This window comes from Neorhizobium turbinariae, from assembly GCF_023223505.1.
Taxonomy (GTDB): Bacteria; Pseudomonadota; Alphaproteobacteria; order Rhizobiales; family Rhizobiaceae; genus Neorhizobium; species Neorhizobium turbinariae.
Window position 1 is genome coordinate 55,363 of sequence record NZ_JALPRY010000025.1, and the last position, 15,323, is coordinate 70,685.

At 59.9% G+C, this 15,323-nt stretch carries 15 protein-coding genes; 5 read left to right on the plus strand and 10 right to left on the minus strand.

From position 1 onward, the window contains the following. Positions 1-148 precede the first annotated feature (148 nt). The 9 genes from M0654_RS20140 to M0654_RS20180 form a co-directional block, all read right to left on the minus strand. On the minus strand, positions 149-913 hold the full coding sequence (locus M0654_RS20140; protein WP_248684609.1) for an SDR family NAD(P)-dependent oxidoreductase: 765 nt from the start codon (positions 911-913) through the stop codon (positions 149-151). Then, complete coding sequence (locus M0654_RS20145) at positions 910-2,673, minus strand: SMP-30/gluconolactonase/LRE family protein (protein WP_248684610.1); 1,764 nt, start codon at positions 2,671-2,673, stop codon at positions 910-912. Before M0654_RS20145 ends, M0654_RS20140 begins: the two co-directional genes overlap by 4 nt. Then, complete coding sequence (locus M0654_RS20150) at positions 2,613-3,596, minus strand: NAD-dependent epimerase/dehydratase family protein (protein WP_248684611.1); 984 nt, start codon at positions 3,594-3,596, stop codon at positions 2,613-2,615. The genes M0654_RS20145 and M0654_RS20150 overlap by 61 nt, the downstream gene beginning before the upstream one ends. 1 nt (position 3,597) lies before the next feature. Further along, complete coding sequence (locus tag M0654_RS20155) at positions 3,598-4,701, minus strand: ABC transporter ATP-binding protein (protein WP_248684612.1); 1,104 nt, start codon at positions 4,699-4,701, stop codon at positions 3,598-3,600. Between the two features lie 3 nt (positions 4,702-4,704). Continuing rightward, on the minus strand, positions 4,705-5,535 hold the full coding sequence (locus M0654_RS20160; protein WP_248684613.1) for a carbohydrate ABC transporter permease: 831 nt from the start codon (positions 5,533-5,535) through the stop codon (positions 4,705-4,707). 10 nt (positions 5,536-5,545) lie between these two features. Next, positions 5,546-6,454: a carbohydrate ABC transporter permease gene (locus tag M0654_RS20165; protein WP_248684614.1), complete on the minus strand. Its 909-nt coding sequence runs from the start codon at positions 6,452-6,454 to the stop codon at positions 5,546-5,548. A 73-nt stretch (positions 6,455-6,527) separates the two neighbouring features. Next, positions 6,528-7,796 (minus strand): ABC transporter substrate-binding protein, encoded by a 1,269-nt coding sequence (locus tag M0654_RS20170; protein ID WP_248684615.1) that lies wholly within the window; start codon positions 7,794-7,796, stop codon positions 6,528-6,530. A gap of 46 nt (positions 7,797-7,842) precedes the next feature. Further along, entirely contained in the window at positions 7,843-9,012 is a 1,170-nt protein-coding gene (locus tag M0654_RS20175) for a mandelate racemase/muconate lactonizing enzyme family protein (protein ID WP_248684616.1), read from the minus strand. Continuing rightward, positions 9,009-9,938 (minus strand): dihydrodipicolinate synthase family protein, encoded by a 930-nt coding sequence (locus tag M0654_RS20180; protein WP_248684617.1) that lies wholly within the window; start codon positions 9,936-9,938, stop codon positions 9,009-9,011. The genes M0654_RS20175 and M0654_RS20180 overlap by 4 nt, the downstream gene beginning before the upstream one ends. Before the next feature lie 121 nt (positions 9,939-10,059). On the opposite strand from M0654_RS20180, the gene M0654_RS20185 reads away from it, so the two are divergent. After that, a complete protein-coding gene (locus M0654_RS20185) occupies positions 10,060-10,983 on the plus strand; it encodes a 2-dehydro-3-deoxygalactonokinase (protein ID WP_248684618.1) in 924 nt (307 codons plus the stop codon). 202 nt (positions 10,984-11,185) lie between these two features. Here the strand turns inward: M0654_RS20185 and M0654_RS20190 are convergent, their stop codons facing one another. Then, positions 11,186-13,546 carry a hypothetical protein gene (locus M0654_RS20190; RefSeq protein ID WP_248684619.1) on the minus strand — a complete coding sequence of 787 codons (2,361 nt, stop codon included), beginning with the start codon at positions 13,544-13,546 and terminating at the stop codon, positions 11,186-11,188. A 289-nt stretch (positions 13,547-13,835) separates the two neighbouring features. On the opposite strand from M0654_RS20190, the gene M0654_RS20195 reads away from it, so the two are divergent. The 4 genes from M0654_RS20195 to M0654_RS20210 all read left to right on the plus strand — a co-directional run bounded on the left by M0654_RS20195 (position 13,836) and on the right by M0654_RS20210 (position 15,302). Then, positions 13,836-14,090 carry a type II toxin-antitoxin system Phd/YefM family antitoxin gene (locus M0654_RS20195; RefSeq protein ID WP_152338275.1) on the plus strand — a complete coding sequence of 85 codons (255 nt, stop codon included), beginning with the start codon at positions 13,836-13,838 and terminating at the stop codon, positions 14,088-14,090. After that, positions 14,087-14,509 (plus strand): type II toxin-antitoxin system VapC family toxin, encoded by a 423-nt coding sequence (locus M0654_RS20200; protein WP_248684620.1) that lies wholly within the window; start codon positions 14,087-14,089, stop codon positions 14,507-14,509. Before M0654_RS20195 ends, M0654_RS20200 begins: the two co-directional genes overlap by 4 nt. Positions 14,510-14,703: 194 nt before the next feature. Beyond that, the gene (locus M0654_RS20205) at positions 14,704-15,012 is read left to right on the plus strand and encodes a type II toxin-antitoxin system RelB/DinJ family antitoxin (RefSeq protein ID WP_248684621.1); all 309 of its coding nucleotides are present in this window, start codon (positions 14,704-14,706) and stop codon (positions 15,010-15,012) included. Then, positions 15,009-15,302: a type II toxin-antitoxin system RelE/ParE family toxin gene (locus tag M0654_RS20210; RefSeq protein WP_248684622.1), complete on the plus strand. Its 294-nt coding sequence runs from the start codon at positions 15,009-15,011 to the stop codon at positions 15,300-15,302. Before M0654_RS20205 ends, M0654_RS20210 begins: the two co-directional genes overlap by 4 nt. Positions 15,303-15,323: the final 21 nt, after the last annotated feature.

A 15,323-nucleotide genomic window follows, 5' to 3' on the forward strand; every position in this document is an offset into this window, starting at 1 on the left:
TTCGGAGCGGTGGCCGCACGGTCACGAGCTAAAGCTGAGATATAACGTCACGCCAGAGCGCAACGCTCCGACGCTGCTATGCTTGAAAGATAGCGAGATGCTCGTGACGTTCCTTTTTCAAGAAGGTTTTAATCAGCACGCCGATGCTCTAAAACCCACCGGTCATGTAAATCGTCTCGCCGGTCATGAAGCTACATGCTTCCGAGGACAGGAAAACGGCAGCACCGACGAGTTCTTGCGCCGCTCCTGCGCGACCCATAAAATTAAGGTTCTCTACATAGTTGGACCAGCCGTCAGGATCTGCATCGCGGCGTTCGGCGTTCCGATCGGTATCAATGAGGCCAGGCGCTAGCGTGTTAAGGAGCACACCCTGCCGGGCATACTGCCGTGCCAACGATTGGATGATGTTGTGCTGCGCCGCTTTTGTGGCCGCGTACATGGTGACGATAGGCTTCGGCCTCGACTGGTTGATCGAGCCGATGCTGACAACCCGTCCCCATCCTTTCGCCGCCATCTGCGGCAGACAGGCCTGCAGCATCTTTACGGTTGATCTCAAATTGACCGCCACCTGCGTCGAAAAGTCCTCATCGTCAATCGTCTGGATCTCTCCGTTGATCTGCGCGGAAGCGTTGATGATCAGGATATCGATAGGCCCAGCCGTCTCGATGAGCTTTTGTCCAGCGTCCGGTTCGCCCAAATCGAGCCCGATAGTCGAGCACGTGCCGCCGTCAGCTTGGATTGCGTGACAAGTGCTGACGCACCGCTCCGCCGTCAGATCATGAATAATCACATCGGCGCCGAAGCTGGCAAGGCCGCTGGCAATTGCCGAACCGATGCCGCGACCAGCGCCGGTGACCAGCGCGCGTCTGCCCTGAAGTGAAAAGAGTTGTGTTGCCAAGGAAGACGTATTCAAAGCGATCCTCCTTCAGGCGTGAACAGATGCACTGGCAGGCCGCGTTTCCCAGGACTGCAGGCGAAAAGTCCGCCTGAAAGCGGCGCCTCCGTCAGCGTCGAGGCGGGAAGCCGGGTCCGGGCACTGGTGATGAACAGCGTATCGAGATCCTTGCCGCCGAAGGCGATACTGGTCGGCCTTGGCACCGGCACCGGCAGCGATAGGTCCAGCTTTCCGTCGGGCAGAAAGCGGTCCACGCGCCAGCCGTCCCAGATCGCACACCAGACGCCGCCATCGCTGTCAATGGTCAGCCCGTCGGGGCGACCGCTGTTCTCAGGGATTTGCGCGAAGACCCTGCGGTTGGCGAGGCCGCCATCGGCGACGTCATAGGCGAGGATGACGCCGGGAACCGTATCGACGAAATAAAAAGTTTGTCCGTCGGGGCTCCAGCCCATGCCGTTCGACACCGTGATGCCGGTTTCCATCCGCTCGACCGACTGGCGGTCGCGGATGCGGTATAGGCTGCCGCCCGGCCGGCTTGCGTCGAGCCGCATCGAGCCCACCCAGATGGCACCGGATGCATCAACCTTGGCGTCATTCAACCGGTTCTCCGAAAGCCCCGCTTCCGGATCCGCATAGGAGCCGAACCGCCCGCCGTCGAAGTCGAAGGTTTCGATACCGTCCTGTGAGGCCACCAGAAGCCGACCATCGGCGGCCGGCAGAATGGCGCTGACGAGCTTGCGTGCCACATAGGTCTCGTTGCGGCTGGTCACCGGATCGAAGCGATGCACTGCCGGCTCGAGTATATCGACCCAATAAAGCTTCTCCTCGCGGGCCACCCAAACAGGCGCTTCGCCAAGCTGCGCGCCCCACGGCAGCACGCACGCGACCTCGATGGCGTGCGCGGATTTCGCAGCACTGCGCGGCCTTGGGCCGGAACTGATCGCGACCGTGCCGGCGGACCCGGTGATGCGGCGGGCCGCGGCGATCAGTTCTCGACCCACGGGATGGATCCGCTCCTTATCCAGCCGAAGCGACGGCCCCAGTGCCACAATGGCGCCGAGCGGCGTTCCGTCACGACCCGGCAGCGGCGCTGCGACGGAATTCACACCCTTCAGATGTTCCTCGTAGGAGACGGCATAGCCACGCGCTTGCGTCAGCGTCACCTCGGCAGCGAGCTGTGACGGCTCGACGATCGTGCTCGGCGTGTGCTGGTCGAGCGTCAGCCGCGACACGAGCGCTCGGAAGATGGTCGGCTCCATACCCGCCAGCAGCGCTTTGCCGGCAGCGGTGCAGTGCAACGGCACCCGCCGCCCCTGATCCACTCGGACGCCGAGACCGTCTCCCGAACGCTCCTCCAGATAAAGCGCCTGCTCGCCGTCGAGCCGGCAAAGCGCCACCGTCTCGCCGAGTTCGGCAGACAGTCTTTCCAGTTCGGGTAGGGCTGCGGCATTGAGATCAAACGATTCCCATACCCGGTGCGACAGCTCCATCACCCGGTGGCCGAGCGTATAGGTGCCGGAAGCCTGGTCCTGGCGAACCAGCCGAAAAGCAATCAACGTGCGCAGGATGCGCGAGAACGTCGGCTTCGGCAGTCCCGAAGCGCGCATCATGTCGGCGAAGCGCAGCGGTGTCTTGGCATCGGCGATGAGGTCGAGGAGCGTCAGTCCCTTGGCAAGCGCGGCGGTGCCTGCGGGGACGTCGATATCCTCCCGATCGCTCACGCGGTCTTCTTGCGCCAAGCCGTTGCGGCGTCCTCCAGCATGCGATTTATCGTCCATTGCGGCTCAAATCCCAATGTCTTTCTAATCTTCTCGTTGGACGTCTCGTACCACACGCCGGCGCCGGGAAGATCTACCGTCACGACCGGCAGCCCGGTGATCTTTGCCATCTCCTGCAAAAGGCTCGGAAAATCAACCGGCTCCGTCGCGCCGAGGTTGAAGCTCTGCCCTGCCGCATCCGGATGCCGGAGCGCCAGAAGAATGCCGGCCAGCATATCGCGCGTATCGGTAATATGCATCCGAAACGGCCGGCCGTTCTCATTTCTCGCGAGGACGTGCGCGTCCCGGCCGGGGTCCGCCGCTCTCAGGATTGCCGCAACCTTGTCGTTGCCGAACCCTTCCTGCTGCCGGATGCGCGGTCGCAGAAAGAAGCGGGGGCCGGAGAAGAAACTGTCCGGATCGAGCAGTTCGGTGGCATCCTGGGTATGGGAAAAGCGCAGGATGACCGTCTCCATTGCAGAAGTACGGCCATGGAAGCGAACAATCTCTTCGCCGAGCAGCTTGGTAAGCCCATAGGTCGAATTGGCCCTTAGCGGATGGTCCTCGACGACCGGCAGAGAGTCCGGCGCGTTTTCCGGATAGACTTCGCCGGACGAGGCAAAGACGAAGCGCTCCACGCTGGCACTTACGGCGACTTCCGCAAGCCGGCGGGTTCCATCGACATTGGCTACAAACAGGCGGTCGCGGTCCTCTGCCTTCCATGACATGAAGGCGCCGAGATGCAGCACCGCATCGATGCCGCCCGCCATTGCCTGTGCGCATTTGCCGGCATCGTCGAAGGTGCCGACGACTTCGGAATATCGTTCCTCCTGCCGGCCGGTCGATCGCAGATCGAACCCGCGCACCGTGGCACCTTCGGCCAGCAAAGCGCTGACCACGGCCCAGCCGACGCGACCGGCCGATCCAGTAACAAGAATGGTCATGTCAGTTTAATGCCTTTCCGCTGTCCGCGTCGAAGAGGTGAAGCCGCGCGGGATCGATCGAGAGCGTCACCGGCTGCCCGACCTGCACATGCGAGGCTTCCTGCAGCCTGGCAATGAGACCCTTGCGGTTCTCCTCCTCGCTGCGAAATTTCTCCGCAACACCCTGTGCGCCGGCATCGAAATAAACGTATTGTTCGGAGCCCAGGCTCTCGACAAGCGTCGGGCGCACTTCAAAGGAAACAGGTCCTTCACCGAGGCGGATATATTCCGGTCGTATCCCGGCAACCAAAGTCTGCTTCTTCAGATGGGCTGGATCAAGGGCAACTGGGATCGTCTTGCCCATGATCGATACCGCGTTGTCGCCGGCGGCCTGGGCTGTGACGAAGTTCATCCCCGGCGAACCGATAAATCCCGCGACGAACAGATTGGCCGGCTTTCGGAACAACGTGTCCGGATCGGCGATCTGCTGGATGATGCCATCTTTCATGATGACCACGCGATCGGCCATGGTCATCGCTTCAATCTGGTCGTGCGTAACGTAGATCGTGGTGACGCCGAGCCTCTGATGCAGCGCGCTGATCTCGGCGCGCATATGGACGCGTAACTTGGCGTCGAGATTGGAGAGCGGCTCGTCCATGAGGAACGCCTGCGGTTCGCGCACGATGGCGCGACCGAGCGCGACCCGCTGCCGCTGGCCGCCGGAAAGTTCCTTGGGCCGCCGGTGAAGCAGATGCTCGACGGCAAGAATCTTTGCGGCTTCCGTGACGCGCGCGGCAATGGTGTCTTTCGCCGTGCCGCGCATCTTCAATCCGAAGCCGATGTTTTCCGCGACCGTAAGGTGCGGATAGAGCGCGTAGTTCTGGAAGACCATGGCAACGTCGCGATCGCCCGGGGCAAGATCCGTCACTTCTCGGTCGCCGATCATGATCTTGCCGCCGGAGGCCGGTTCGAGGCCGGCAAGGATCTTCAGCATGGTCGACTTGCCGCAGCCGGACGGGCCGACAAGGACGACGAACTCGCCGTCGGCAATTTCGAGCGAGAACTCCTTCAGGATGTTCAGCGCGCCATAGTTCTTGTAGACGTTCTGGATGGAGATGATGGCCATGAATTACTTCTCCGCTCCGGCGGTGAGCCCGCCTACCAGGAAGCGCTCGAGGAAAAGGTAGATGAGGATGATTGGTGCGGCGACGAAGAGCGACGCTGCCGCGACCTCGTTCCAGTCGGTCACGTATTCGCCCTTGAGCGTCGTGATGCCGAGATTGGCCGTCCAGGCATTCTGCTCGTTAGTGAGGAAGGTGCGGGCATAGGCATAGTCGGACCAAGACAGCACGAAAGCATAGAGGGCGGTGGCCGCCAGCCCGGGCGTCGCGACCGGAAGGACGACGCGCACCATGGCGGACATTGGCGAGCAGCCGTCCACCATCGCGGCCTGTTCCAGTTCGCGCGGGATGGTGTCGAAATATCCCTTCAACATCCAGGTGCTGAAGGGGATGATGAGCGTCGCGTGCGCGATGATCAGCGACCATAGGCTGCCGATCAGACCCACCTGCCGGAAGATGCCAAACAGCGGGATCACCAGCAGCGTCGCAGGCAGCATCTTGGCGGTCAGGATGAACAGGCCGAGCGAATGGCTACCGCGCACCGAAAAGCGTGACAGGCTGTAGCCCGCCAACACCGAAACCACCATCGACAGCAAAACGGCGCCGAGGGCAGTGATGGTGGAATTCCACAGCCAAAGCGGGATCGGCCGCGTTGCCAGCACCTTCTGCAAGGTTTCCCACTGCACCACGTCAGGCCAGAAATGCGGGGGCAGTTGCTTGAGTTCGAGACTCGTCGACAGCGCCGTCACCACCAGCCAATACACGGGAAAGATCAGGAAGGCGCAGGTGAGGATGACTGCGCAATAGAGCCAGAGGCTCTGGGTTAATGTCCGTCTCATGGCATCCTCCTCAATACATGGCCTTGGTTTCGCGGCCGAGCATCAGCATGCTGGCAATGACGCATATGATGAGGGTGACGACGCCAACCGCCGAGGCGTAGCCGAAATTGAAGAAGCCGAACGCCTCGTTGTAGGTCATGATCGACAGCGTCTGCGTCGCCTTCAACGGGCCGCCATCGGTCAGGACTTTGACGATCGAGAAATCACGGAAGACCCAGAGAATGGTCAGCACCAGCGTGACGCCGAGAACCGGCACCAGCGACGGAAGGGTGATGTAGCGGAACCGCTGGAAGACGTTCGCGCCGTCGACCTTGGCGGCGTTGTAGAAATCCGCCGGGATGGCCTGCAGTCCGGCAAGCGTCATGATCGACACGAAGGGATAGCCCTTCCAGATCATTGTCACCGCCACGACCCAAAACGCGGCCGTCGTGTCGGAGAACCAACTGATCATCTTGTCGGTGAGTCCCGTCGACACGAACAGCCAGTTCATCAGGCCGAAGGAGCTGTCGAAGATCCAGGCGAAGATCACCGTTGCGATGACTTCGGGCACAGCCCACGGGAGCGCCACGATGAGCCGGGCCAGGTTGCGGCCCTTGAAGCGGTTGTTGACGAGGAGGGCGGTCCCGAGCCCCATCAAGAGGCAAAAGAGCGTGACGACCACCGTCAGCTTGAGCGTCACCCAGCATGCCATCCAGAAATCCGGCGAGGCGAACAGGCGCTCGTAGTTGACCAGCGTGAACGCCTTGCGCGGCGCATCCAGGCGCACGAGCTTGACCTGCTGGAACGACAGGTCGATCGATACGAACAGCGGATAAACGATGATGAGCAGCACCAAAATCACGGCCGGCGCCAAAAGGATATAGCCCAGCCAGTGCTGCCGGCTCGGACGGGAAAGGTCTAGGCTCAGATATTTAGACACATGCAGAACTCCGCTTGACGGGCATGGCAAGAGGCGGGGTCCGGCGTTGCAGCCGGACCCCGCCGAGCGGCGGTCACTGGTTCTGGATCACCTCGGCCTTTTCCTGCATAGTCTTGGCCACGGCGGCAGGATCGAGATCGTCGATGATCATCCGCTGGGACTCTTCCATCACCATCTTGGCGAACTGGTTGAAATTGAGTTCCAGCCCCTTAGGGATGCGATCGATTTTAGCCTCGGCCGCCGCCTTCTGAGTGTCCAGAAGAAGTTGGAAGTGCGGCACCGTCTTCGCTACGTCGCCGATGTCGGTATTTGGCCTCGGCGGTGTGGAGTTTGCGACCGTCGCAAACTTGGTCTGCAGTTCCGGCGACATAGCAGTGGCGATGAAATCCCAGACGAGCTCTTTCTGTTCGTCGGAAATCTCGCTCGCCATCGCCAGAATGTTGGAGGTGCCGCCATTCGGTGGGTTGAAGGGCGGCTTGGTGAGCTTCAGGTTCTTGAACGCCGCGCCTTGCTGCATGATCGGATAGATCCACGGGCCCTCGAGCTTCAGCGCCATCTTGCCGTCGGCGAAAAGCTTGCGGACGTCGCCCGAGGTCATGTCCCGCGGGCTGAGGCTTTCGCCGATGACGGTCTTCCAGCGCTTGAGCCCCTCGATCATCTGCGGCGTGTTGATCGTCACCTTGCCGTCCACATCTGTCCAACTGCCGCCGGCATCGAGGATGTAGTTCAGCATTTCCGTCAGATACTGGCCGCCGCTGCCGCGGGTCTCGTGTCCGGTGCCGAATTGGTCGATGATCCCGTCGCCGTTCAGGTCCTTGGTGGTCTTGCGCAGAACGTCGAGATATTCATTCCAGTTGGTTGGAACCTTGGCGCCCGCCTTGTCGAGGATCTCCTGGTTGTAGCCCATTACGAAGCCGTAGTAGAGCATCATGATGCAGGCGGTTTCCTCGTTCCACATGCACTTGTCCTGGCCGGCCCAGCCCTTCATGTCGAGACCCGCCTTCTTGATCCAGGGGTCGAGCGGTTCGAGCCATCCGTTTTCGGCGAAAGACTGAAATTCGAAAGAGGCGAGATGCACGATCTGCGGCGGCTGACCACCCGCAAACAGCGTCGTCATCGTGTCGGCATAGGCAGAACGCTCGACCTTGGTCCACTCGATCGTCGTGCCGGGATGTTTGGCCTCGAAGGTCTTTATAACCTCTGCCCACCAGTCTCCATAACCCTTTTCGTCCTTCTGCCAGGATACGAATTTAAGGGTTTCGGCAGATGCCGGCATGGCAACGGCGGTGGAGCAGAGCGCCGCCACTGCCATCGCCGTCAAGCTGTTTCTCAGGGTCTTCATCATGGTCTCCTCCACTTGACCGATACGAGTTATGTCATTCGTGTAGTCAGCGTCGCTTAAGAAGCGACAGCGCCTCCTCCGAAGGCTCGACCCCGAGCCCCGGGGCATTGGCGAGTCTGTAGTATCCTTCGCGGCAATCCATATCGCCCTTCAGAAGCCGGCGGTTGGGCTCGAAGATCGAATGCTGGAATTCGTGAGCCGTGACCGTGGGCAGCGCGAAGCTTGCCTGCAGACTGGCCGCCAGAAAAATTCCTCCGCCGATTGTCGCATGCGGGATGACTTCGAGATGATGGACATGCGCCAACTGCCCGATGCGCATGAATTCGGTGATGCCCTTGTGACCCATCTCGGGCTGAACGATGGCGATATTGGCCCGCTCCAGCCGAAGCTGCATGTCGAAGACCGTGCGCCACTCCTCGCCGACGGCGATGGCGGATGTGACATTCGACGCCACCCACCCAAGACCGCCGATATCCTCGGTGCGCACCGGCGCCTCGGCAAACCACAGACCATAAGGCTCCATCGCGCCGATCAGGCCGATCGCCTCGCGCGCTGTGTGGTTCCAGTGCATGTCGCAGGCGATGCGGGCCGTTGCTCCCAGTGCCTCGCGCAATGTCTCCATCTCCGCCGCGACACCGTCGTCGGCGACCGGCGATGCGAACTTGAAGCTGTCGAAGCCCTTGTCTTGCCAATGCCGGGCCATGTCGGCCCGCTTCTCCCGCGTTGCTTCAGGCAATCCGGAAACATAAGCGGGAAGGCTGTCGCGGCGTTTTCCGCCCAACATCCTGGCGATAGGCAGGCCGGCGATGCGGCCGGCAATATCCCATAGCGCGATGTCAATGGCGGCCAGAGCATCAAGATAGAAACCGCCGGTATAACCGCGTACCCGCATCAGATCATAGAGATCGTCATGGATCACGGCCGGATCGAGCGGATCGCGTCCAATGGTGAAGTCGGCCAGCAGGTCTTCGATGAGCGCCAGCACCGCGCCGGGTGCCACGATGCCATAGGTCTCGCCCCAGCCCACCACGCCGTTCTGCGTTTCGATCCGCACCAAAATGCTGCGGTCGAATGTCGGGTAAACCGTCTTGTTGCTGCGGCGAACAAGATAGCCTTTGGCGTTCGGTTCCTCGCCCGGCCGCGATGCGCCGAGATAGGGAGTGTCGCGCGGGATCGTCAGGGTAAAAGCTTCGACGCTCCTAACTCGGTCGCTCATCGAGCAGCCCCTGCAGCCGATCGCACCACTTCCTGTCGGCCTGCAGCCAGCGCCTCTTCGAGGGCGCGATCTATGTCCGCCGTCGCATCGGCGTCGAGTTCGGGCGTCGGAGCGCGCACACCGACGTGGTCGATTACGCCCTGGCGGACCAGCGCGTGCTTGGTCAGCCGCATGCGATAAACGGCCTGCAGAACGAGAAGCGGGAGGGTTTCGATATAGATACGCCTCGCACCCGCGATGTCGCCGCGCCGGTAAGCCCGGTCGAGCGCCACGTGCTGCGCGGCGATCTCCAGCGCCGGCATAGCCGCAATTGCGCCCCTTGCATACTCGTCCAATATGTATCGCGCGCCGCCGCCGCCGATGACACCCTTCAGAGTTGCCGGCCGGTTGGCCAGGATGTAACTGATCGCCGGACCTGCCGGTAGGGTTTCTTCTTTAACATAGGTAATCGAAGGGACGCGCTGCAGGATTTCGAGAATTGCCGTCGGCGATAGATCGGACCCACGCGGCGCCGGCGCATTTTGGAGAATAATTTCCATCCCAGGCAGCTCAGCCGCCGCTGCAGCCAGAAATTCGCCCACAGGTCCGGCACCGGCGCCGATCGTTCGCGGCGGCTGGATCATCAGATAACGTATGCCGAGCGCCTTTGCCTGAACACCGTGGGCTACAACCTCCAGGACATCGCCGGCACTGGCGCCGGCAACGATCGGCAAGCGCCCGTCGACTTCATCGACGACGATGGCGAGTAGATTGGCCCGCTCCTCGACCGTCAGCGTCTCTACCTCGCTGGCAAAGCCTGGAAACACGACGCCGTCAACCCCAGCCTGCAGCGCAAAGCGAACAATCTTGCGCATACCGTCCCGATCAACCGCTCCGCTAGCAGCAAAGGGCGTCGGAAGAACCGGCAGAATTCCCGACAAGCTCATGATCCCTCTCCTCTCCTAGGTACCATATATTGGTACCGTGTTTCATAAATTGACACTAACCTGACGAGGTTATAATTACAAGCCCGTATCTGAAGCGATCATCAGGAATAGAGGGAAGTACATGGCGGAAGCAGGGTGCATCATCGTCGACTGGGGCACGACGTCATTGAGGGCAAAGCTGATGTCAGCCACAGGCCTGCCACTCGATGGGCGCGAGACCGGCGCCGGAATATTATCCATCAAGGGCGGCGCGTTCGAGGATGCTCTGACCGACGCTGTCGGAGATTGGTTCGAGGCGCATGGTCCACTGCCTGTTTTCGCAATCGGCATGATCACGAGTCGCGCCGGATGGATGGAAGTGCCCTATGTCGACGCCCCCGCAGGCATCGAAGAGCTGAGGGCGGGAGCGCGGCGGATGACGATGCGGAATGGGGCGCCGATCACATTTTTGGCGGGTCTGCGCGATCCTCTTCGGCGTCCCTTTCCCGACGTCATGCGCGGTGAGGAAACCCAAGTCGTCGGAAATGGCTTGGGGGAGGATCTAACGCTGGTTGTGCCTGGCAGACACACGAAATGGGCGAGGGTCGAGGGTGCGAAGATCATCCGCTTTCAAACCTATATCAGTGGCGAGATGACCGAGCTGCTGACGTCGCATTCGTTCATAGCCAAGGCGGCTAAGCCGCGGTCAGACGATGGGCCGAACTGGGAAGCCTTCGATCGTGGCGCATCTTTCGCAGCAAGCGATAATGATGCCGCCGACGCTCTTCTCGCGACGATATTCAGCGCCCGCACCGGCATGCTCGACGGTAAGCTGAAGCCGGAGGAAATTGCCGACTACGTCTGCGGACTCGTCATTGCCACTGAGTTCTGCTACGCACGCGACGCCGATTGGTTCGGGCGGGGCGACACCATCGGCATCGTCGGCAACGACGGGCTCAACCACCTCTACGAACGCGTCTCGCCGATGTTCGGCTTGTCCGTTCGGTATGGGCGGGAGGATGCGGTAGAGCGCGGGGTGCTGACAATCGCGTCCAAGCTCTTGTAGTTTCAGAACAGGTCCTAAACCACGAACAAGTTTGCTAACAGAGCTGGGCCCGGTCATCCCGAAGACGTTGAGCACTATTTTCCGGATAGCAAGGTCGCTGGTTCCGATCCCTTCAAGAGCGAGACGACAGGCAGTGTCCTAGACGGACGAGAACACTTTTTTGGCATCTGCCTGCAGTTGGCTAAACGACACAGTCAGCACACTACGCTGCCTCCCATACCTGATTTAGAATCCTCGCTGCCAGTGCTGCCTTGTCCTGCGGCAGAAAGCGTCCGTAGTGCTGCTGCACGACGTCGGGCGTGTCCTGGATAGCGTAGCTTGCCTGCTCATAGGATCCTGTCTGCTTTAGGATGTGCGTGGCGAGCACGTCTCGGACGTTGTGAGGGCCATGTGGTAGCAGACCTTTGATCGCGCCGCGGCCCGTATACGGATTGTAGATGCCGTAGCGCTGGATCGCCAACCGCCAAGCCTCATAGAACGTCGTCTGATTGTAAGCTGCGTCAACGCTGGTCGTCTTTACTGTCTTGACGAACAGCGTTCCTGGATCGGGTGCGCGACCCAGTAGCACCTTCCGATGTCGATCGATGTAGGCATTGAGATATCTGTAGAGATCAAGCAGATCCGGTAGCACCAGGCGAAAGGGCTTTTGTCCGAAGAAGGAAGAGCCGGAGTTCTTGAAGGCATTGGACGGGATGAAGACTTCCCAGCCGCGCTCGCGCTCACTCCAGCGCAGCTCACCGCGCTTTAAGTCTTCGAGCCGTCGTTCTGCTGTCGGAAATTGTCCACGGGGGCAGAGCAGCAATTGCCGAAGGTTCTTCTGCCTGAGGCCGAGATGCAAGCCCAGCCTCAGCATCAGAAAGGACCGGACAGCTTCGGCGGCTGCTCTCGGGTAACGGTCCTCATCCGGCATTCGCTTCAAGATCTCCTCGGTGATCTTGCGATACTCGGCAAGCGGGCTGTCTGCCTCCAATACACACATGATCGGCTCGAACGGATCACGGTGCACACGCATAACCCGCTGGATTTCTTTCGATCGATTGGCGGCGTGGCGATGGAAGGCTTCGCAGGCGCCATCCCAATCACGATGAGCGGCCCCAATCTCGTCTGGCGTGATAAGTCCTTCGATCGGCTTTACGTGGCGCAGCAGTTCCGGGTGCTGGCGGATCCAGCCGACTTCAGCGCGGGTGAGGGCCATGGCGACCATCAGCATGTCATCCTCCCACTTGGTAAAGAAGCCGCGACGGCGCTCCCGCCATTGCAGATACCAATCCCACACCCCCGGGAAGATCAGGAGACCGAAGGTGAGTTGGCTGAGCGGCACGCCTCGACCTTTGACAACCCCGTTCGGAGATGCCGCAAGTGAACCGAACATCAATCCGAGGTGTTCAATCTTCTGGCTGGCTGTCTCCTCATTCCAGACACCATTTCTGCGGTAGCCAATCTCGGTCAAGGTCGACGTCTTGAAGCGGATGAGGTCGGCCATCTCCATCGCAAGCCGAGGGGGTGCATCGACGACACCTGAGAGCAGATCTGGATCCTCGAACGCCTCGGTCGAAGGCCTTTTTTCGTCCTCATCCCGCAGCCAGCTAGAAGCCGCTAGTCGAGGAGTGAGTGCACTCCCGCCATATGCGACCCCAGGGAACCGGATCGCGTAGCGCTGCTTTGTCGCTGCCGCCTGGAAACGTCTGTAATCCGTCGATCCCGAGATGATGACGCGCCGGACCCATTCCAGGATCTCTTCGCGCTTTGAAAATGGCAGGCTGCCGAAGTCGTCGGGAAGATGCCAGGCAAGGCGACGGCGTTCGGCCGGACTAACGTCATCTAGATCGTGGCCATAGAGCGACCGGGACTGATGTGGCAGTTTGGCTTTGAAGTATCCCTGCGCCAGCCCGTACCTGTGTTCGATCCGGCCGAGGATGGTGAAGCTTGCGATGGATCGAGGCACACGATGGCCCTCGATCCACGATAGCAAGGTCTTTGCATCGAAAGTTTCGTCTATGCGAACGACCGCCCGGTGGAGTTGCCAGTAACTCTCGCCAAAGCGACGCATGTGATAGCCCAGTGCATCGGCGAATGAACTCGGATCTTCCTTCGCCTCAAACAATGGTTCTGGTCTGCCAGAAACTGGTTTCGGCTTAGGGCCGGGGCGGCCAGGGGAGGGCGAGTTCTCGACCTCCTCGACTTCGTGATGTTGGCTTGTCGAGGAAGGCGAGAGCCTTTTCCTGGCACCGGCCTTCGGCATTGCATGCGGTCTTTTGCCTTTCGGAGCGTCGTCTTCTACAGGCGGCTCCTTCAGCCAGCGCATGATCGCATCCAGCGCTGGCCGCAGTTGCTTCTTCAACTTTGTCGTCAGCGCTTCATCTATCCCGCAATCGTGTGCGATTTGCCGCCAGTCATAGCGGTTCTTTGCGAGCGCCGGTGTCTTTCGAAATGTGATCAACGCCAGAAGGTAGGAGCGGATGTTGTCCACCACCCAATCAGGCGCGACGGGAGCAAGGCGGACGTCGCAGTAAGCCGAAATCTTCTTCTGAAAATGGCGTTTGAAAAGGTCTTCGTTTGGCATGTGTCATTCCGCATCTTTTCTCGGGGCCTCAGGCCGAGGGCGTGCGGAATTAGGGGCGGGCGCTTAAAATTGTGTAAAGCGGCCAAACACAGGAAGTCGTCGCGATCTTGTCATCCTTTGCATGTTTTGCTCCGCGCACCTTCGGCGGTGTTCCGGCGGAGCAAAGCTGAAGAACTTTTCCGCGGTTCCAGCCAAGGCGTAAAAGCTTGGGAAGCGCCGTGGTACAGGGGGCATTGCGCAGGGAGCATGAAGGCGCTATATGTAGGTACGTTCCTACACGGAGGCGCATATGGCCACTATTAGCTTGACCAGCCGCGAATTGAATCATGATGTTGGCAGAGCAAAGAAAGCTGCTGAAGCGGGACCTGTCGTTATCACTGATCGAGGCCGACCTTCGCACGTGTTGATGACGTACGGTGAGTTTGAGCGTCTGACGGGTAAGCGTCACAATCTTGTCGATGCCCTTTCCATGCCTGGATTGTCGAATATCGATTTCGATCCGTCTCGATCAGTCATCGCAACTCGCGAAGTTGATCTGTCTTGAAATATCTGCTCGACACAAACGTTGTCTCCGAACTCCGTAAGGTTGGTGACGGTAAAGCTGATCCGAACGTGACCGCTTGGGTAAGCGCGCAGGATTCCCGCGATCTGTATATTTCTGCCATAACAATTCTAGAACTTGAGCGCGGGATACTCAGCATTCAACGGCGTGACATTGAGCAGGGCGCTCGCTTACGAGCCTGGATGGATAGCCGAGTACGCCCGGAGTTCGCTCAGCGCATCATTGCTATTGATGAAGCGATTGCGACGCGATGTGCCCACATGCATATTCCGGATCGCCGCAACGAAGCTGATGCACTCATCGCTGCCACGGCAGTCGTGCACGGGTTTGTGGTCGTTACACGCAACATTCAAGATTTCCAGGGCACCGGCGTTATCCTCGTGGACCCATGGCGTGCCTGACTAATGGCGCGCAGGGGACCTCGAAATCGTCTTTGCGAACTCTGAGGAAAACATAGTTCAGTTCTTCGCAACGTAGAGGTCGACGGTTCAGATCCTGTCAAGAGCTTAAAAAGCTGAGCGTATGCTGGCGGCAAACTTTGTCTGGAACATGCCATTCAATTGCATTACCTTGTCGGTTGGATATGGAGATAGTCATGGCCGCCAATGCACTTGTTCAAACGCGTATCGATGCCGAAATTCGAGATCGTGCTTCTGCCGTGCTCGAGAGCATGGGCCTCACGGTATCTGACGCGGTTCGGATCATGCTGACGCGAACTGCAAACGAGGGGGCGCTGCCTCTTGAACTTCTTTCTGGCAGCGAAGCGCATGACGCCTGGTTTCGGACCAAGGTGCTCGAAGCGTTGAACGATACTCGACCGGATTTATCGGACGAAGAGGTCGAGGCGCATTTTGCCAAACGCCGAACAACCGCCCGCCTTAAAGCTGGTGCGGCAGAATCTTGAAGCTTACTTGGTCTGCGTATGCGCTGTCGGACCACGACGCCATCTTCACATACATCGAGGCCGATAATCCTGCAGCCGCTGCTCTAATCGATGAACGGATAGTCGCCGCCGTCCGTCGCTTGCTCGACTTTCCCGCCAGTGGGCGCGTGGGTAGAATTGCCGGGACACGCGAACTCGTCATCAACGGTATGCCTTATATCGCCGCCTACGCCATCACCGAGACGACAGTTCGAATTCTTCGTGTACTACGCGGCGCGCAGGAATGGCCGGAATATCTGCCGCTAAGCTGATCGACCACGATCGCGTGGGGC